General features: G+C 66.8%; 20 protein-coding genes and 1 tRNA gene. 9 read left to right on the forward strand and 12 right to left on the reverse strand.

The window, feature by feature from the left end; genetic code table 11:
- Positions 1 to 39: 39 nt before the first annotated feature.
- From Mspo_RS16535 to Mspo_RS16550, 4 genes are all read right to left on the reverse strand, one after another.
- Positions 40 to 516 carry a GNAT family N-acetyltransferase gene (locus Mspo_RS16535; RefSeq protein WP_159731658.1) on the reverse strand — a complete coding sequence of 159 codons (477 nt, stop codon included), beginning with the start codon at positions 514 to 516 and terminating at the stop codon, positions 40 to 42.
- On the reverse strand, positions 513 to 1,193 hold the full coding sequence (locus tag Mspo_RS16540) for an aminotransferase class IV family protein (protein WP_159731660.1): 681 nt from the start codon (positions 1,191 to 1,193) through the stop codon (positions 513 to 515). Before Mspo_RS16540 ends, Mspo_RS16535 begins: the two co-directional genes overlap by 4 nt.
- The gene (locus Mspo_RS16545; protein WP_159731662.1) at positions 1,145 to 2,344 is read right to left on the reverse strand and encodes an aminodeoxychorismate synthase component I; all 1,200 of its coding nucleotides are present in this window, start codon (positions 2,342 to 2,344) and stop codon (positions 1,145 to 1,147) included. Before Mspo_RS16545 ends, Mspo_RS16540 begins: the two co-directional genes overlap by 49 nt.
- An 84-nt stretch (positions 2,345 to 2,428) precedes the next feature.
- A complete protein-coding gene (locus Mspo_RS16550) occupies positions 2,429 to 2,869 on the reverse strand; it encodes a MarR family winged helix-turn-helix transcriptional regulator (protein WP_159731664.1) in 441 nt (146 codons plus the stop codon).
- Between the two features lie 68 nt (positions 2,870 to 2,937).
- On the opposite strand from Mspo_RS16550, the gene Mspo_RS16555 reads away from it, so the two are divergent.
- The 3 genes from Mspo_RS16555 to Mspo_RS16565 all read left to right on the forward strand — a co-directional run bounded on the left by Mspo_RS16555 (position 2,938) and on the right by Mspo_RS16565 (position 5,630).
- Positions 2,938 to 3,699 (forward strand): SDR family NAD(P)-dependent oxidoreductase, encoded by a 762-nt coding sequence (locus Mspo_RS16555; protein WP_159731666.1) that lies wholly within the window; start codon positions 2,938 to 2,940, stop codon positions 3,697 to 3,699.
- Between the two features lie 138 nt (positions 3,700 to 3,837).
- Positions 3,838 to 4,713: a TIGR00282 family metallophosphoesterase gene (locus Mspo_RS16560; RefSeq protein WP_159731668.1), complete on the forward strand. Its 876-nt coding sequence runs from the start codon at positions 3,838 to 3,840 to the stop codon at positions 4,711 to 4,713.
- Positions 4,710 to 5,630 carry a neutral zinc metallopeptidase gene (locus Mspo_RS16565; RefSeq protein ID WP_159731670.1) on the forward strand — a complete coding sequence of 307 codons (921 nt, stop codon included), beginning with the start codon at positions 4,710 to 4,712 and terminating at the stop codon, positions 5,628 to 5,630. Before Mspo_RS16560 ends, Mspo_RS16565 begins: the two co-directional genes overlap by 4 nt.
- Before the next feature lie 41 nt (positions 5,631 to 5,671).
- Here the strand turns inward: Mspo_RS16565 and Mspo_RS16570 are convergent, their stop codons facing one another.
- The 4 genes from Mspo_RS16570 to Mspo_RS16585 all read right to left on the reverse strand — a co-directional run bounded on the left by Mspo_RS16570 (position 5,672) and on the right by Mspo_RS16585 (position 8,597).
- Entirely contained in the window at positions 5,672 to 6,406 is a 735-nt protein-coding gene (locus Mspo_RS16570; protein WP_159731672.1) for an SDR family NAD(P)-dependent oxidoreductase, read from the reverse strand.
- Positions 6,407 to 6,485: 79 nt separating this feature from the next.
- Complete coding sequence (locus Mspo_RS16575) at positions 6,486 to 7,016, reverse strand: transposase (RefSeq protein ID WP_159731674.1); 531 nt, start codon at positions 7,014 to 7,016, stop codon at positions 6,486 to 6,488.
- Between the two features lie 88 nt (positions 7,017 to 7,104).
- Entirely contained in the window at positions 7,105 to 7,845 is a 741-nt protein-coding gene (locus tag Mspo_RS16580) for a hypothetical protein (RefSeq protein ID WP_159731676.1), read from the reverse strand.
- Positions 7,846 to 7,943: 98 nt separating this feature from the next.
- Positions 7,944 to 8,597, reverse strand: coding sequence for a glutathione S-transferase family protein (locus tag Mspo_RS16585; RefSeq protein WP_159731678.1), 654 nt, complete (start codon positions 8,595 to 8,597; stop codon positions 7,944 to 7,946).
- A gap of 125 nt (positions 8,598 to 8,722) precedes the next feature.
- Here Mspo_RS16585 and Mspo_RS16590 point away from each other — a divergent pair, with 125 nt between their 5' ends.
- The 3 genes from Mspo_RS16590 (at position 8,723) to mtnA (ending at position 11,789) form a co-directional block, all read left to right on the forward strand.
- Positions 8,723 to 9,940, forward strand: a complete 1,218-nt coding sequence (locus tag Mspo_RS16590) for a polyhydroxyalkanoate depolymerase (RefSeq protein ID WP_159731680.1) — start codon at positions 8,723 to 8,725, stop codon at positions 9,938 to 9,940.
- A gap of 335 nt (positions 9,941 to 10,275) precedes the next feature.
- A complete protein-coding gene (locus Mspo_RS16595; protein ID WP_159731682.1) occupies positions 10,276 to 10,566 on the forward strand; it encodes a hypothetical protein in 291 nt (96 codons plus the stop codon).
- 134 nt (positions 10,567 to 10,700) lie between these two features.
- A complete protein-coding gene (gene mtnA / locus Mspo_RS16600; protein ID WP_159731684.1) occupies positions 10,701 to 11,789 on the forward strand; it encodes an S-methyl-5-thioribose-1-phosphate isomerase in 1,089 nt (362 codons plus the stop codon).
- Positions 11,790 to 11,988: 199 nt separating this feature from the next.
- Here the strand turns inward: mtnA and Mspo_RS16605 are convergent, their stop codons facing one another.
- The gene (locus Mspo_RS16605; protein WP_159731686.1) at positions 11,989 to 12,639 is read right to left on the reverse strand and encodes a class II aldolase/adducin family protein; all 651 of its coding nucleotides are present in this window, start codon (positions 12,637 to 12,639) and stop codon (positions 11,989 to 11,991) included.
- Between the two features lie 191 nt (positions 12,640 to 12,830).
- Here Mspo_RS16605 and hslV point away from each other — a divergent pair, with 191 nt between their 5' ends.
- The 3 genes from hslV to Mspo_RS16620 all read left to right on the forward strand — a co-directional run bounded on the left by hslV (position 12,831) and on the right by Mspo_RS16620 (position 14,925).
- Positions 12,831 to 13,397 carry an ATP-dependent protease subunit HslV gene (gene hslV, locus Mspo_RS16610; protein WP_159731688.1) on the forward strand — a complete coding sequence of 189 codons (567 nt, stop codon included), beginning with the start codon at positions 12,831 to 12,833 and terminating at the stop codon, positions 13,395 to 13,397.
- A 29-nt stretch (positions 13,398 to 13,426) separates the two neighbouring features.
- Positions 13,427 to 14,734, forward strand: coding sequence for an ATP-dependent protease ATPase subunit HslU (gene hslU, locus Mspo_RS16615; protein ID WP_159731690.1), 1,308 nt, complete (start codon positions 13,427 to 13,429; stop codon positions 14,732 to 14,734).
- Between the two features lie 115 nt (positions 14,735 to 14,849).
- A tRNA-Ala gene (locus Mspo_RS16620) sits at positions 14,850 to 14,925 on the forward strand.
- 196 nt (positions 14,926 to 15,121) lie between these two features.
- Here the strand turns inward: Mspo_RS16620 and Mspo_RS16625 are convergent.
- The 3 genes from Mspo_RS16625 to Mspo_RS16635 form a co-directional block, all read right to left on the reverse strand.
- Positions 15,122 to 15,421 carry a hypothetical protein gene (locus Mspo_RS16625; protein ID WP_159731692.1) on the reverse strand — a complete coding sequence of 100 codons (300 nt, stop codon included), beginning with the start codon at positions 15,419 to 15,421 and terminating at the stop codon, positions 15,122 to 15,124.
- Positions 15,422 to 15,515: 94 nt separating this feature from the next.
- The gene (gene rlmB / locus Mspo_RS16630) at positions 15,516 to 16,340 is read right to left on the reverse strand and encodes a 23S rRNA (guanosine(2251)-2'-O)-methyltransferase RlmB (protein ID WP_159731693.1); all 825 of its coding nucleotides are present in this window, start codon (positions 16,338 to 16,340) and stop codon (positions 15,516 to 15,518) included.
- The gene (locus Mspo_RS16635; RefSeq protein ID WP_159731695.1) at positions 16,337 to 17,203 is read right to left on the reverse strand and encodes a 4-(cytidine 5'-diphospho)-2-C-methyl-D-erythritol kinase; all 867 of its coding nucleotides are present in this window, start codon (positions 17,201 to 17,203) and stop codon (positions 16,337 to 16,339) included. Before Mspo_RS16635 ends, rlmB begins: the two co-directional genes overlap by 4 nt.
- Between the last annotated feature and the right edge of the window lie 236 nt (positions 17,204 to 17,439).

Below are 17,439 nucleotides of genomic sequence, written 5' to 3' on the forward strand. Positions count from 1 at the left end.
GCCACCTTCTCCCGCAGGCGGGAGAAGGAGCGCGCGGCGTCATCTTTCCGCTAGGCTTTCCAGCGCCGCGCCGGTCATGCGGCAGATTTTCCACTCATGCATGAGCGTCGCGCCCTGCGCCTCGTAGAAGGCGATGGACGGCGCGTTCCAGTCGAGCACCGACCATTCGAAGCGGCCGAGCTTTTCTGCGACGCAGCGCCGCGCGAGATGGGCGAGCAGCGCCTTGCCCAAGCCGGCGCCGCGAAATTGCGGCCGCACGAAAACATCCTCGAGCCAGATCCCATGCCGGCCGCGAAAGGAGGAGAAAGTGTAGAACCACAGCGCGAATCCCGCCGGCGCGCCATCGTATTCGGCGATGTCGCAGAAGACGCGCGGATTTTGCCCGAAGAGAGCCTCCGCGAGCATTTGCTCCGACGCTTCCACCTCATGCGAGAGCTTCTCATATTCCGCGAGCTCGCGCACGAAAGCGGCGACGAGCGCGCTGTCCGCGCGCGCGGCGGGGCGGATGCGGATCACGCCTCGCTTTCCTCGTCGATCAATGTCGAGCGCACGAGTCCGCGCACGGAATTGCCCATGTAGAACTCCGCGTCGCCGGCGAAATCCTCGAGCCGCAGCACGCTCTCGCGCGCCTCGCCGCTGGCGAGGAGATGCGCGCGCAAAGTCCCCGGCAAGAGCCCGCAGGCGAGCGGCGGCGTCAGCAGCGCGCCGTCTCGCGCGAGAAACACATTGGTGCGCGCCCCTTCGCAGACTTCGTCGCGCTCGTTGCGGAACAGCACCTCGTCGGCGCGGCGGCGCATCGCCGCCTCGGCGAGCTCGCGCTCATAGATTTCGCGCCGCGTCGTCTTGTGGCGCAGCATCGGATTGTCCGATTCGAAACGCGCCTCGGCCACGGCGACGCGCCAGATCGTTCCGGGCTCGGTCGCGTCGATCGGCAGCGAGCTCGCCTCGAAACGGCCGTCGCGGCCGAGCGCATAGCGCACGCGCAGCCGCGTATCGAGGGGATCTTCGACCTCCTCGCGCAGCGCCGCGAGAAACGCCTCGTCGCTGTGGAGAAAGCCGAGCGCGCGCGCGGAGGAAGTGAGCCGCGCGACATGTTCGCCCAGATAGAGAAAGCCGCCGTCCTGCGTCCACAGCAGCGTTTCGATCAGGCCGAAGTCGTCGCTCCGGTCAGGAATTTCGCCTTGATCAGACATTCTTCATATTCCTCGCGCGCCCGCGAATCGGCGACCACCGCAGAGCCGACGTTGCAGACGAGCTCCCCATCCGGGAAAAGTGTGAGCGTGCGGATCGCCACATTGAATCGGATCGCGCCATCAGGCGCGATGAGGCCGAGCGAGCCGCAATAGACGCCGCGGGGCGCGCATTCGAGATCACGGATGATCTCCATGGCGCGGATCTTCGGCGCGCCGGTGACAGAGCCGCAGGGAAAGAGTCCGGTAAAGAGATCGGCGAGCGTCACGCCGGCGCGCAGCTTCGCCTCTATGCCGGAGGTCATCTGATGCAGCGTCGGATAGGTCTCGACGGTGAAGAGATCGGTCACGCGCACCGAGCCGACTTCCGAGAGGCGCGAGAGATCGTTGCGCAGAAGATCGACGATCATCAGATTTTCGGCGCGCGATTTTTCGTCCTGCGTCAGCAGCGCCGCGCGCGCCATATCCTCGGTCGGCATGAAGCCGCGCCGCGCCGTGCCCTTCATCGGCCGCGCGCGGATGACGCCTTCGCAGACGTCGAAAAAGACTTCCGGCGAGAGCGAGACGATTCTCTCCGCGCCGAGCGCGACGACGCCGCCATAAGCGACCGGCTGGCGCTTGCGCAGCGCGCGATAGAGCGCGGTCGCCTCCCCCTCGTAGCGGCCATACATCGGAAAGGTCAGATTGATCTGATAGACGTCGCCCGCATAGATGAATTCGCGGCACGCTTCGAAACGTTGCGTATATTCGGCGAGGCTCCAGGCGGGCGTGAGCGCGATCTCGGCGGAAGCGGTCTCGGTCGCGAGCGAGGCGGCGTTGCGCCATTCATATTGGCGTGGGGAGCGAAAGGCGCCGAAGAGCAAGAGCGGCGTGCGCGCCTGCGGCAGCGGGCCGCTCGCGAATTTCTTCTCCAGAGCATAGCCGAGCTCATAGCCGGCGTAGCCCGCGAGATAGAGGCCGCGTCGCGTCGCCGCCTCCATGCGCGCGAAAGCCTGCGGGACCTCCTCGGCCGTCTCGGCGAGGATGATCTCCTCCGGCTCGTCGAAGAGCAGAGCGGCGCCGTTGCGTCCGTCCTCGAAGACGACGAAGGGGCCATCGGGCGCCTTATTGGGGTCGAAAGGCTCGCGCCCGCGAAGCTCGGCGATATGGAACATGAGAGGCGCGGCGCTCCGGTTCGGAAAGCCTATCTTATATCAGCCGGGCGCGCGTATGAAGCCGCGAGTTGGGTCGATCGCCCGTCATCGCTGAGCCGCGTTGCGGGAGCCTTTCGACGGCGCGATCTTGTCGAGCAGTCGGATCAGCTGCTCGATCTCGGCCGCGCTCAGCTCGGCGAAGGCGTTCTGCAAGGCTTCGCTCAGCAAAGGCGCGGCGCGTTCGAGCAGCTCTCGTCCGGCGTCGGTGAGGTGATGCCGGATCGACCGGCCGGGCCCGCTCATCCGTTCGACGAGGCCCCGCTTCGCCAATTTGCTCACCAGCTCGCCGAGGGATTGATCCGTCATCATGCTCGCCTTCGCGAGCGCATGGGTCGATAGGGCCGGATGAGCGCGAATCCGCTCGAGAACGACCCAGAGCGCCATCGTCAGGCCCACGCTCGCCAGACATCGATCGAAGGCGGCGCTCTTGGCGATTTGCGCGCGCTTCAGGCCGAGCGCCGCCAGCCTCAATCTGTCATCGAGCATATAAGGCTCCTTGCATAGCGGTTCGGATGGTGTATAAGGGTCCTTGTATAAGGATATAGGAGCCGCTCATGCCCATCGTCGATTCCGCCGATCGAAAGGGCGATTTCGCCCGTGTCGCGCTTATAACCGGAGCCACCGCCGGCATGGGGCTCGAAATCGCCCGCCAGCTCGCCGCCAAAGGGTTGAAAGTCGTCATCGGCGCGCGCGACGCCGCGCGCGGTCGTCGCGTCGCCGAGGAGTTCTGCGCCGAGGGAGGGGATGCGCTTTCGGCGCCGCTGGATGTCGCCGATCCCGCTTCCATCGCGCAGGCCGCCGCCTGGCTCTCCGGTGAGATCGGCCGGCTCGATGTGCTGGTCAATAATGCCGGAATCGCCCGCGATCGGGACAAGCGGCCGCAGGAAACGACATTGCAGGATTTTCGCGAGACCTATGAGACCAACGTCTTCGGCGTGGCCATGGTGACCAACGCCTTTCTGCCCATGCTCTCGAAATCCGAAGACGGCCGCATCGTCAATCAATCCGCGGCCCTCGGCTCGCATAGCATGACGGCGCGCATGGAGCCGCCGCTCGTCTCGCTCAACTGGCTCGCCTATAACAGCTCGAAAGCGGCGTTGAATTCGCTCACGCTGGAATATGCGAAATTATTGCGGGGAAGCTCGGTCAGCATCGTCGCGACGTCGCCGGGACAGGTCGCGACGGCGCTCAACGGCTATCGCAAAGGCGGCGTGACGCCGGCGGAGGGCGCCGGCGTCGCCGTGCGCCTCGCCACCATGGATCCGCCGCCGCCCAATGGCAGCTTTTGGGGGCCTGGCGGCCGCATGGCCTGGTAGGCCGCGGCGCTCCTCCTCGCGGCGCGCCGGCAAAAATTGCTCGCCGGCCCGTTGCGCTATATGGAACCTCCGATCGTCCTCCGGTTCCGTGAGCGCCCCATGTCCCTTCCCCCCGATCATTCGCCGAGAGAGCGCGGCATGCGTCTCCTCTTCATCGGCGATGTGGTGGGCCGGGCCGGGCGCAAGGCGATACTGGAGCGGCTCCCGGAGCTGCGCCGCCGCTGGGCGCTCGATTTCGTCGTCGTCAATGGCGAGAATGCGGCCGGCGGCTTCGGCATAACCGAGGCGATCTGCGACGAGATTCTCGCCGCCGGCGCCGATTGCGTGACGACCGGCAATCATGTGTTCGACCAGCGCGAGGCGCTCGTCTTCATCGAGCGCCAGCCGCGGCTGTTGCGCCCGGTCAATTATCCGCCCGGCACGCCCGGCCGCGGGGCCAATCTCTATTCGGCGGAGAACGGCCGGCAGGTGCTGGTGGTCAATGTCCAGGGCCGCGTCTTCATGGATGCGCTGGACGATCCTTTCGCGGCCATCGAGCGCGAGGTCGGGGCCTGTCCGCTCGGCGCCGCTTGCGACGCGCTCATCGTCGACATACATGCCGAAACGTCCAGCGAGAAAATGGCCATGGGCCATTTCGTCGACGGCCGCGCCTCGCTGGTGGTGGGCACGCATACGCATGTGCCGACGGCGGACGGGCAGATCCTGCCCCATGGCACGGCCTATATGACCGACGCCGGCATGACCGGCGACTATGATTCGGTCATCGGCATGGAGAAGGAGGAGCCGCTGCGCCGCTTCACCCGCAAGACGCCGGGCGCTCGTTTCGAGCCTGCCCAGGGCGAGGCGACGCTCTGCGGCGTCGCGGTGGAGCTCGGCGCCGACGGACTCGCGCGCTGCATCGCCCCTGTCCGCGTCGGCGGACGGCTGGAGCAAGCGGGGCCGCGCTTTTGGGAGCGAGAGGACGAGGACCGCGGACAGCGGCTCGTCGAAGGGATCGGAGCGCCAAGGCGATGAGATGGGATCAGCTCGGCCAATCCGACAATATAGAGGATCGTCGCGGCCAGGATTACGCCGACGCCGACGCCGGCGCCGGGCCGCGCTTGGGCGGCGGCGGGCTCGGCATCGGCGCGATCGCCATTCTCGGCATCATCGCCTATGCGCTCGGCATCAATCCGGCGCTGCTCATCGGCGGCGCGGAAGTGCTGAACAATATGCGCGGCGGCGGCGAGGTGGCGACGCAGCGCCATGATCGGCAGACGCGCCAGGCGCCGACCGGCGCGCCGGCGGATCGCCAGGGACGGTTCATCTCCGCCGTGCTCGCCGGCAATGAGCGCGTCTGGTCGGAAATTCTTCCCGAGCAGAAGGGCCTGCGCTTCACTCCGGCGCGGCTCGTCCTGTTCAATGGCGTCACCGGCTCCGGTTGCGGGCGCGCGCAATCGGCCATGGGGCCGTTCTACTGTCCGATCGACAAGAAGATCTATCTCGACACCTCCTTCTTCCGGGATATGGACCGGCGCTTCGGCGGCGGCGGCGATTTCGCCTACGCCTATGTGATCTCGCATGAGATGGGCCATCACATCGAAAATCTGCTCGGCATTCTGCCCAAGGTGCAGCGCGCCCAGCAGATGGCCTCGAGCCGCTCCGAGGCCAATAATCTCTCGGTGCGCGTCGAGCTGATGGCCGATTGCCTCGCCGGCGTCTGGGCCGCCCATGCCGATCAGAATTGGAAGATTTTGGAGAAGGGCGACTTGGAAAAGGCGATCGACACCGCGCAGGCGATCGGCGACGACCGCCTCCAGCGCGCGGCTCAGGGCTACGCCGTGCCGGACAGCTTCACCCACGGCTCCTCGGCGCAGCGCGTCGAATGGCTCCAGCGCGGCTTGCAGACCGGCAAGATCGACGCCTGCAACACGTTCTCTGCGCAGCGTTAGCCATTTCGAGCGCGACGGGCCGGCGAAGCTGCTGGGCTCTGTCACGTCATATAGACGCCGCCGTTGACCTGGATCGTCTGGCCCGTCATGAATCCGCAAGCGACGATCGTCTGCGCGATCATGGCGACTTCTTCCGGCGCGCCGTAGCGTTGGATCGGCATGTTCGGCGGCAGAGCGGCGCCGGCGATCATGTCCGTCGCGATGAATGCAGGCGCGATGGCGTTCGCGGTGATTCCGTGACGCGCGGCATAGGCCGCATAGTGGCGCATGAGGCCCTCGAGCGCCGCCTTCGATCCGGCGTAAGGGGCGGATATCACGCCGCCCGTTCTGGCTGCGGTGGACGACAGAAAGATCAGCCGACCCCAGCCGATTTCGCGCATGTCGGGCAGAACGAGCCGCGTGACGAGATAGGCCGCGCGCGTATTCGCCGCAAAGGCGGCGTCGAAATCCTCGATCGCGTTGGAGAAGATGTCGCGACGCGTCGCGACGCCCGCATTGTTGACGAGAATGCCGATCTGGCCGAATGCGCGGCGGGACTCATCGACGAGCCGATGGACGTCGGCGTCATTGGTTACGTCCGCTCGGATGGCGACCGCTCGCGCGCCGATCGCCTCGACGCGCGCGACCGTTTCCGCTGCGGCGTCCGCGTTCGCGACATAATTGACGACGACGGGGCAGCCGAGCTCGGCGAGCGCGAGCGCGATCGCGCGCCCGACGCCGCGGCTCGCTCCGGTGACGATGGCCGGATAGGGCGTCTCCAGGGAGATCAGCGGCATCGGCTTCTCGCTTCGCATGTTTTCGTCTCCGCCCGAAATGGGTGGGACAGTCACATCGTTTCGCTCAGATCGGTTTCGCTCAGATCGCCCGTCGCGCTCTCGTCGTCATCTCCGCGGCGCGCAGACGCCGCGCGAGCGTCGCCAGATCGCCGGCGGCGCCGAAGGCGTCGCGGCGCGCGATGAGGCCGACGGGCTCTGAGAGCCGCGGGGCGATGCGCGTGAGCAGCGAGCTCGGCGCGGCGCGCAGCACCCTGGCGCGGCCCCGCTCGCCATAGGCGAGGGCGTCGCGCAACTCGTCGACGAAGCCGCGCTCCGGCGCATGGCCGGCGCGCAGCGCCAGCACGTCCGGATAGCGCAATGCGGGCAGCGCGCGGGCGAGGCCGGAGCGCGCGTCCACGGCTTCGACCAGCCCGCAGCCGGCCTCCTCGGCGATGACGCCGAGACCGGAATCGGGCGGACCAACGAGCATGGCGTCGGCGATGAGGCCGGCGACGCAGGCGTCGATGAGCGAGGCCAGCGTGCGCACGATCGCCTCGCGCTCGGCCGACTCCTGGCCGCGCCCGCCCGTCGCCGGGGGCGTGTCGAATGCGAGAATGACCGCCGAGAGCATGAGCGTCGCCAGTGATAGCCTGCCGTAAGACGCTCATATTCCATATTCGAGCCCGGCTCGGCAAATGCGCGCCGAGGCAGGCCAGGGCTCAGGCGCGCAGGGAGTCGAATGTCGCGCCGATCTCGGCGGCGTCGAAATCCGGTATGGCGGCGCAGAGCAGCGGATCGTCGCCCTCGATCCAGCGCCGCTCGGCCTCGGCGTCGCCGAGCGCGATGGCGACGGCGCCGTTGAGCTCATACAGGCGCCAGGCGAGGCCCGCGGAGCGCAGCGACGACATCATCGCATTCTGCACCAGGCTGCGGACCATGAGATGCGGCGTCGAAATCGCCGTGTCGGCGTCCCTTCCGCTCGTCGCGGCGAGGCAGGCGTCCTTGTCGTAGGAGGCGTGGCCGCGGCAGGCGAGCGGCCGCAGCCGATAGAGAAGGCAGAGGCCGGATTCGATGTAGGGGCAGGGCTGGCGCAAGGCCATGCGCTCGCTCTCCGAGCAGCCGCTGGCGAAGGCGTCGAGCGCCGCGATGCGTGCGGGGAGATCGACGCCGCGCTGCGCCAGCGCGCGCTGGTTGGCGGTCACGAAACGCGCGACGAGAAACACTTCCGGAGCCGTCGCGACGACGCGCAGCACGCAGCAGGCGGGACAGTCGCCGGCGCAGGCGACGGCCGGCGCCCCTTCGGTCTGAATGGCGAGATTGCCCTCGAAACTGTCGAAGGCCTGCAGGCAGAGCGCGCCGATGAATTCCGGCCGGGCGCGGCGCTCGCGGATCGTCGCGTCGAAGGCCTGCGCCATGGCGTTGAAGAAAGCGGAGGGGTTTTCGGGACTCGGATCGGTCATCGGCGCGCTCGATTGCGGGGCTCGGCTGCGTTATGTAACAAAGATACACGGCCATGGAATGGCGGGCAAGCCGTCGCTCGGCGCCGCCCGCGGCGATCTCAGAACTCGACCTCGAGCTCCTCGATCTCCTCCTTCTCGAGGAGGGCGGCGGCGATCCATTCCTGCATCGCCGGCCATTCGAAAATGCGGTCGCAATAGGCCTGGGAGACGTCGTCGATCGGCACGCCATAGGTGCGAAAGCGCGTGGCCACCGGCGCGTACATGGCGTCGGCCATGGAGAGCGGACCGAAGAGATAGGGCCCGCCGTAAATGTCGAGGCATTCGCGCCAGATCTGCGTCACGCGGTCGATGTCGCCCTGCGCCTTGGACCAGACCTTGAACTTGGGAAAATGCCCTTTTAGATTCATCGGCAGCGCCGAGCGCAGCGATGTGAAGCCGGAGTGAATCTCGCCGCAGATCGAGCGGCAATGGGCGCGGCGCAGTCGGTCGGCCGGCAGCAGTCCCGCCGCCGGCGCCAGCTCGTTCAGAAACTCTCCGATCGCCAGCGTGTCCCAAATTTTGGCGCCGTCATAGGTGAGGCAGGGCACGAGAATCGAGGGCGACAGCAGGAGAATTTCCGCGCGCGCCGCGACATCGTCGGGACTGACGACGACCTCCTCGAAAGCGACGCCGGAGAGCTTCGTCATCAGCCAGCCCCGCAAGGACCAGGACGAGTAATTCTTGCTGCTGATCGTAAGCGTCGTGGCCGGCATGTGAAAGGTTTCCTCCTTCCCATTTTCTGGACTACGCAGCAAGCGCTGTGCCATGCTAGAGCACGTCTATGGCACGGGGCTTGCTCGACGGGCCCTATCGGTAACGGAAGGTTTCGTTCGGCCGCATGATCTATGACGCATATCAGAGCTACGCCGATGTGAGCAATCGACTTCGGCTGGCGGCGGCGAGCGGCGAGCGATTGGCGCGCCTTTGGAAATCGACGCCCTATGCGTCGCCCTTTCGATGTTTCGAAGCCTATTGCGAATTGGTCGCTCTGCTCGGCTTCACGCATGAGCGGCCAGATTATGGCGTCACGCAGCTTGCGACCCATAATGGCGCCGTCGTCGACGTGACGGAGGAGTCTGTCTATTCGACGCCCTTCTGCCAGCTGCTGCGCTTCGTGCGCAAGGATGCGGAGAATCTGCCGCGCGTGCTGCTCGTCGCGCCCATGTCCGGGCATTTCGCCACTCTGTTGCGCGGCACGATCCGGACGCTGGCTCGAGATCACGACGTCTATGTCACCGACTGGATCAACACGCGCGACATACCGCTCGCGCAGGGCGTCTTCGGCATCGACGAGTTCGTCCAGCATCTCATCGATTTTCTGCGCTTCCTCGGGCCGCCCGCCCATGTCGTCGCCGTGTGCCAGCCGACTGTCGCGGCGCTCGCCGCCGTCTCGATCATGGCCGAGGACAATGACCCCGCTCAACCGGCGAGCCTGACGCTGATGGCCGGGCCGATCGACGTCGGCGTCTCGCCGACCAAGGTCAATGAATTCGCCGTCTCCAAACCGATCGAATGGTTCCGCAACAATGTCATCGGCACAGTGCCGCGGGCGCTGCCGGGGGCAGGGCGCCGCGTCTATCCCGGCTTTCTGCAGATCTCCGGCTTCATGAGCATGAACGCCGAGCGCCACGCCAACGCTTTCATCGATCTCTTCCGTCACAGGGTCGAGGGCGATCACGAAAAGGCCGACCGCATCCGCGCCTTCTATGAGGAATATTTCGCCATCATGGACCTCGATGCGGATTTCTATCTGCAGACCATCGAGACCGTCTTCCACCAGAACGCCCTTTCCGCAGGCAAATTGTTCTTCAAAGGGCGCAAGGTGACGCCGCGCGCGATCAAGAAGACATTTCTGCTCACGGTGGAGGGCGAGAAGGACGATATTTGCGCAGTGGGCCAGACGCTCGCCGCGCAAGATCTGTGCAGCGGCCTGCGCCCCTATATGAAGTCGCATCATTTGCAGGCCGGCGTCGGCCATTATGGCGTCTTCAACGGCAAGCGCTGGGACAATCAGATCTATCCCGTCCTGCGCGACCACATCCAATGCAGCCTGTGATCCGACCGGACGCGGCCGGGACTGTGACATTTTGTTGCAGGGCGTCACGGCGCGGCCGCAGGAGCGGCGCCGCCGGCGCGAAAATTTCATTAATACACTGATTAATAAAGAGAATGTCTGACCGGTGAGGCCGCGGAAGTTACTGAACCATTACCATCGTCTATCGATCGACGGGAATTTTTTCTTGAAGTTTTTGTGCGGCGCAATATACTCCCTCTCACTGAATTTCGGCGCGCTCCGTCGAGCATCGTTCCCGAGCCGCGCCGCCGGAATCGAACTATCGAGACGCCTTCCGACCCGTTCGTCCGTGGCTGAGAAGGCGAGACGAGGTCATTATGGAATCGATCAAGACTTGGTTTCAGGACTGGTCCGACGCCTGCGAATACGCCAAGGAATGCGCGCCCGACCTGTCGTTCCTCCCCGGCGAGCCCTTCACCGCGCTCTTCGGCGTCGCCGCCGTCTGCTTCCTCGTCTGGTGGTGGAACGAGCGCTCCCTGCGCGCCCATATGGCCGCCATCGCCGCCACTTATGCGCCGCAGCCTGCCGTCGAGGCGCATGAGGGGCTGAACGCAGTTCTCGACCGCGCGCGGGCCTTCTTCCCCACGGCTTTGAAGAAAGCGGCCTGATTTCGAGGCGGACCGGAACGACCGGACGGCAGGCGCCCAGCGCGCAGGCTGTCCGGTCGTCTCTCCGGACTGTCGACAGGAAGAGCGCCACGGTCTAGGCGTGGAGCAGGACTCCGCCGGGACCCGCCGCCGCGATGCGAATCGACTCACGCCACTACCGCACCATCTGGGAGAACGCCGACGGCAGCGTCGAGGCGATCGACCAGACCAAGCTCCCCCACAGATTCGAGACCAAGCGCCTCGCCTCGCTCGACGACGCCGTCGCCGCGATCGCGACAATGGTCGTGCGCGGCGCGCCGCTCATCGGCGTCACCGGGGCCTATGGGCTCGCGCTCGCCGCCGCCGCCGATCCGAGCGACGAGGCGATCGAGACCGCCCATGCGCGCCTCGCCGCGGCGCGGCCGACGGCGGTCAATCTGCGCTGGGCGCTCGACCGGCTGCGCGGGCGGCTTCTCGCCGCGCCTCCCGCCGAGCGGCGCGCGCTCGCCTTCGGCGAGGCCGGGGCGATCGCCGACGAGGACGCGCATTGTTGCGAGGCGATCGGCGATCATGGCGCGACGCTGATCGGCGCCGCCGCCGCCGAGCATCTCGGACGGCCGGTCAATATTCTCACCCATTGCAACGCCGGCTGGCTCGCCGCCGTCGATTGGGGCACCGCGCTGGCGCCGATCTACAAGGCGGTGCGCGACGGAATCGATCTGCATGTGTGGGTCGACGAGACGCGGCCGCGCAATCAAGGCGCGAGCCTCACCGCTTTCGAGCTCGCGGGCGAGGGAATTCCCCACACCGTCATCGCGGATAATACCGGCGGGCATCTCATGCAGCACGGCCGCGTCGATCTCTGCATCGTGGGCAGCGACCGCACGACGCGAACGGGCGACGTCTGCAACAAGATCGGCACTTACCTCAAGGCGCTCGCCGCCCATGACAATGGCGTGCCCTTCTATGTCGCTCTGCCGAGCTCGACGATCGATTGGGCGATGCGCGACGGCGTCGCCGAGATTCCCATCGAGCAGCGCGACGCGTCGGAGGTGACGCATATTTCCGGCCTTTCCGACGACGGCGCGGTGACGCGCGTGCAGGTCACGCCGAAAGGCTCGCCCGCCGCCAATTATGCTTTCGACGTGACGCCCGCGCGCCTCGTCGGCGCGCTGATAACCGAACGCGGCGTCTGCGCGGCGAGCGAGGCGGGACTGCGCGGTTTGTTCCCCGATTTGGCGTGATCGAGGGGCGCGACTCCTTCTCCCGTTTACGGGAGAAGGTGGCCCGGCGAAGCCGGGTCGGATGAGGGTCCGATGTGCGCCTGATATGAAATCGATTCGCGCTTTCGGAATCGAGTCGCAGCTTCGCGCGCCCTCATCCGACCTCGCTTCGCGAGGCCACCTTCTCCCGCAGGCGGGAGAAGGAGAGAACGGCGAGATTTCACTTCACCGGCTTCAAGCCGTAATTCTCGAAGCGCGCGATCTCTTTCTCTATCTCCTCTTCGCAGATCAACACCGGCTCGCCGGCTATAGTCGCGAGATAATAGAGCCGCGCCAGCGCCTCGAGCTCCACCGCGCGCCACATTGCGCGGTCGAGGCTCTCGCCGAGCGCGATCATGCCGTGATTGCCGAGCAGCACGCCATGCGCCCGGCCCAATCCCTCCACCGCGAGATCGGAAAGCGCCTGCGTGCCGAAAGGCGCGTAGTCCGTGCAACGAATCCGCGACGCGCGGAAAATCCCGATCATATAATGTACGGGCGGAATCTCGCGCCGCAGCGCGGCGAGCGTCGTCGCATAGGTGGAATGCGTATGCACGACCGCCTGCACATCCGCTCTCGCGCTCAATATGTCGCGATGCATGCGCCATTCGCTGGAGGGCGCGAGCGGTCCTTGCGCCGCGCCGTCGCTATCGAGCGGCATTCGCGCGATCATCTGCGGAGTCATGGCGGCGTAGGAGATTCCGCTCGGCGTGATCAGCATCGCTTCGCCGTCGCGCACGGAAATATTGCCGGCCGCGCCCTGATTGAGGCCGAGCGCATTCATGCTCCGCGCCGCTTCGACGATCGCCTCGCGTGTGTTCGCGCCTGTCATTCCGGGCTCCCCCGCCTCGTGCATGTTCCCGAAAAGTGCGAAGCGGTTTTCGGAAAAGAACATGCGAATCCAAATAGCTCTAGAGCGCATTCAAACATGTTTCGTCCGAAAGCGCTCTACGCCGCGCGCCCCTTGCCGAGCCGCGCGCGAGTCCCTACATCCGCAAGACTCTTTTTCCAGCCGAGGCTCGGATGACACAAGAACAAAATACGAAACCCGCGAGCTGGCACGCGACGACGATCGTGCTGGTGAAGAAGGGCGGCAAGACCGTCATCGCGGGCGACGGACAGGTGAGCCTCGGGCAGACCATCGTCAAGGCGAGCGCCAAAAAGGTGCGTCGGCTCGGCAAGGGCGATGTGATCGCCGGTTTCGCCGGCGCGACGGCGGACGCTTTCACCCTGTTCGAGCGGCTCGAGGGCAAGCTCGAGCAATATCCGGGACAATTGACGCGCGCCTGCGTGGAGCTCGCCAAGGATTGGCGCATGGACCGCTATTTGCGCCGGCTCGAGGCGATGATGCTGGTCGCCGATCGCGAGGTGGGGCTGACGCTCACCGGCGCCGGCGATGTGCTGGAGCCGGAGGCCTATGAGCATGGCGCCGTGGCGGCGATCGGCTCCGGCGGCAATTATGCGCTGGCGGCGGCGCGCGCGCTCTTGGACCAGCCGATGGAGGCGGAGGCGATCGCGCGGCGCTCCATGGAGATCGCCGCCGATATTTGCGTCTACACCAACCGCAGCATCGTGCTCGAATCGATCTGAGCGCGCCGAGACATTCCCGAGGAACCGATATGGCCGATTTTTCCCCGCGCGAGATCGTCTCCGAGCTCGACCGTTTCATCGTCGGACAGAAGGACGCCAAGCGCGCCGTCGCCATCGCTCTGCGTAACCGCTGGCGCAGGCTGCGCCTCGAAGGCGCGATGCGCGAAGAGGTGCTGCCCAAGAACATATTGATGATCGGCCCGACCGGCTGCGGCAAGACCGAGATCGCGCGCCGTCTCGCCAAGCTCGCCAATGCGCCCTTTCTCAAGGTCGAGGCGACGAAATTCACCGAGGTCGGCTATGTCGGCCGCGACGTCGAGCAGATCGTGCGCGATCTCGTCGAGGTGGCGATCCTGCTGGTCAAGGAGCGCCGCCGCAAGGATGTCGAGGCCAAGGCCCAGCTCGCGGCGGAGGAGCGCGTGCTCGATTCGCTGGTCGGCCCGGCGGCCTCGCCCGCGACGCGCGATTCCTTCCGCAAGAAGCTGCGCGCCGGCGAATTGGACGAGAAGGAGATCGAGGTCGAGATCGCCCAGTCCGGCCCTTCCGTGCCCATGTTCGAATTGCCGAACATGCCGGGCGCGAGCGTCTCCGCCTTCTCGATCGGCGACATATTCGGCAAGGCCTTTCAGGGCCGGCCCAAGCGGCGAAAAATGCTGGTGAGGGACGCGCGCGGTCCGCTGCTCGCCGAGGAGAGCGACAAGCTCATCGACCAGGAGGAGAGCATTCGCGAGGCGATCTTTGAGGTCGAGAACAATGGCATCGTCTTCATCGATGAGATGGACAAGATCTGCGCGCGCGAGGGCAGGGGCGGCGCCGATGTCTCGCGCGAGGGCGTGCAGCGCGACCTGCTGCCGCTCATCGAGGGCACCACGGTCGCGACCAAGCATGGGCCGGTGAAGACCGACCATGTGCTGTTCATCGCCTCTGGCGCCTTCCATGTGGCCAAGCCCTCGGATCTGCTGCCGGAGCTGCAGGGCCGCCTGCCGATCAGAGTCGAGCTCGCCTCGCTCGACGAGGAGGACTTTCGCCGCATCCTCACCGAGACCGAGGCCTGCCTCACCAAGCAATATGTGGCGCTGCTGGCGACAGAGGGGATCGCGCTCGAGATCGCGCCCTCGGCCGTCGACGCCATCGCCAGAGTCGCGGTGCAGGTGAACTCCTCGGTCGAGAACATAGGCGCGCGCCGCCTTCAGACGGTGATGGAGCGCGTGCTGGACGAGGTGAGCTTTTCCGCCTCCGACCGCGCCGGCGAGACAGTGACGATCGACGGCGATTATGTGGAGAAGCACATCGGCGATCTCGCCAAGAACCGGGATTTGAGCCGGTTCATTCTCTGACACGGAAACGTCGAAAGCGGGCTTGCGGCGCGCGCCCTGCTGAACTATACAGCCCACGCGCTGCGGCGGAGACGCCGCGCTTCGCCCTCACCCCAGAGAGGGCGGCGAAAAATGTGGGGCCATAGCTCAGTTGGGAGAGCGCTTCAATGGCATTGAAGAGGTCGTCGGTTCGATTCCGTCTGGCTCCACCAAAAACATTCCCGTGAGCCCGAGAGCCGCGAATTAGGCGCTCGATTTGCGAACGCGAGACGGCGAGGCGCGGCCCCTCCGTTCGAGCAACAAGCGCTCTCGAGTCTTTCTGTGTTTCAATGAAACACAGAAAGACTCGAGAGCGCTTGTCTTGACGCGTTTCCGACGCCGAACCGGCGTCCACTTCGGCTGGAAGCGCTAATAGACGAATTTCGACGTCTTGCCGCGGCCGCGCGGGACGGGGCCGCTCTGCGCGCCCGGCTTGCCTTCGACGCCCGGCACGCCCGCCGCCAGCGCGCTCGCGTCCAGCGCGAAGGCTTCGTTCTGATCGATGAAGCCGGAGCGGCCCTCGAAGGATTTCTGCGTCACCGTGCTCGGCGTCACATTCTGTCCATTGGCGGGACCGGATGTGCGGCCGCTCTCTATATTCTGCTCGGCGAGCGCCGCGCCGCCGAGGATCAGAACAAGGCTCGTCCACAAGAGCGCCGGCTTGCGCATGGCGTGTCTCCTCTCGCGAGAAATGGATCCGCCCCCGAGGTTCCCCCTTACATCGAACCGATTCGCGGCTCGGCAAGCGGAGGCGTTCGCGACTTCATTCGAGACGCAGGCGCAGCGCCATCAGAGCCGCGGCGCAGGCATTCGAGACATTGAGGCTCTTGATCGGCCCCGGCATGTCGAGCCGCGCGAGAATATCGCAACGCTCGCGCGTGAGGCGTCGCAGGCCTTTGCCCTCCGCGCCCAGCACCAGCGCCAGCGGCTTGCGCAGCGGGCTCGCCTCCAGCGGCCGCGGCCCCTCCGAATCGAGCCCGACGATCAGAAAATCGCGCGTCGCCAATTGCTCCAGCGCGCGGGCGAGATTGACGACGCAGACGATCGTCACATGCTCGAGCGCGCCCGACGCCGCCTTGGCGAGGACGCCGGTGAAATCCGGGCTGTGGCGCTCCGTCACGATCAGCGCGTCGACGGCGAAGGCCGCCGCGGTGCGCAGAATCGCGCCGACATTATGCGGATCGGTCACTTGATCGAGGACGAGAACGACGCCGCTTCTCGGCTCTATGTCGGCGATGTCGGCCTCGGGCAGGGGGCGCGCCTCCAGCATCAGCCCTTGATGCACGCTCTCCTCGCCGAGCCGCTGCGACAGCGCGCGCGCCTCGACGATTCGGGGCGCGAGGCCGGCGGCGGCGGCGAGCGGGGCGATGCGCTCAGCGGCGGTCTCCGTCGCATAGAGCGTCAGCAATTTGCGCCGCCCGGCGGAGAGCGCCTCGCGCACCGCATGGGCGCCATAGAGCACGACGACATCCGCCGCTGGACGGCGAAAGGGCGTCTCCTCGCTCTGGCGCGGAGGAGGGCGGCGGCCGCGATCTTTCCCGTAGCCGCGCGGGCGGTCGCGGTCCTTGCCGGCGGGCGGGCGCCTCATCGCAGGACCGCCGTCTTCACCCACCAGCCCTCATGCTGACGGCGGATGACCGCCGCCGCGCGGGCCGCCGCCTGGCGGGTCGAGAACAGAGCGAAGCAGGTGGCGCCGGAGCCGGACATTCGCGCCAGCCGGCAGCCCTTGGCGGCGGACAGCACGGCGAGCGCGTCGACGACGACCGGCGCCTCGACGCAGGCGGCGTCCTCCATATCGTTGCGGCCTTTGCGCAGGGCCACCGCAATTCCCTCCGCGCCGAGCGCCGGCGTGATTTCCGGATGCGGCGCGGCGCCCGTCCGCTCGCCCGGCGCGAGGCCGAGGCGGGCGAAGACGCCGCGCGTCTCCACCGGCGCGCCGGGATTGAGCAGAACGGCGGCGAGCGGCGGCAGGCCGAGCGGCGCGCCGATCGTCTCGCCGCGGCCGAGCATGAAGCGCGCGCGCGGCGCGAGGCAGACCGGCACGTCGGAGCCGGTGGCGCGGGCGGCCTCGAGCAGGCGCGGGTCGTCGGCGGGAAGATCATTGGCGCGGGCGAGAAGGCGCAGCGCCGCCGCTGCGTCCGAGGAGCCGCCGCCGATGCCGGCCGCGACCGGCAGATATTTGGTGAGATGGAACGCCCCCATCCGCAGGCCGGGGACGCGCTCGGCGAGGTGGCGAGCGGCGCGCAGCACCAGATTATCGGCGCCGGCGCCGGCTGCGGCGGCGGTGGGGCCGTCGACGGCGAGCGACAGCGCCGCGCCCGGCTCGAGGCGCAGAATATCGCCGGCGCCGGAAAAGGCGACGAGGCTCTCGAGCTCGTGATAGCCGTCGTCGCGGCGGCCGAGAATGTGGAGGGTCAGATTGATCTTGGCGGGGGCGCGCGTCGCGAGCATGAATTCCCGTGTCTCGGGGGCTGGAACGCTCCGGGCGCGCCGGAGGCCGGCGACAGATGCGCCGGAGGCGGCGCGCCTGTCAAGGATGGGGCTGGCTGCGTCCAGGGCGATCGGGTGAAGAAATAGGTGACAAGACGCGTCTGAGCTGAATCTCTCGGCATCCTCTGATTCGATCTTTGGGGGATTGCGATGGACGCGAGCGGACGCGACTTCGAGGCTCTGGCCGAGACGACGGC

Source organism: Methylosinus sp. Ce-a6, from assembly GCF_009811655.1.
Taxonomy (GTDB): domain Bacteria; phylum Pseudomonadota; class Alphaproteobacteria; order Rhizobiales; family Beijerinckiaceae; genus Methylosinus.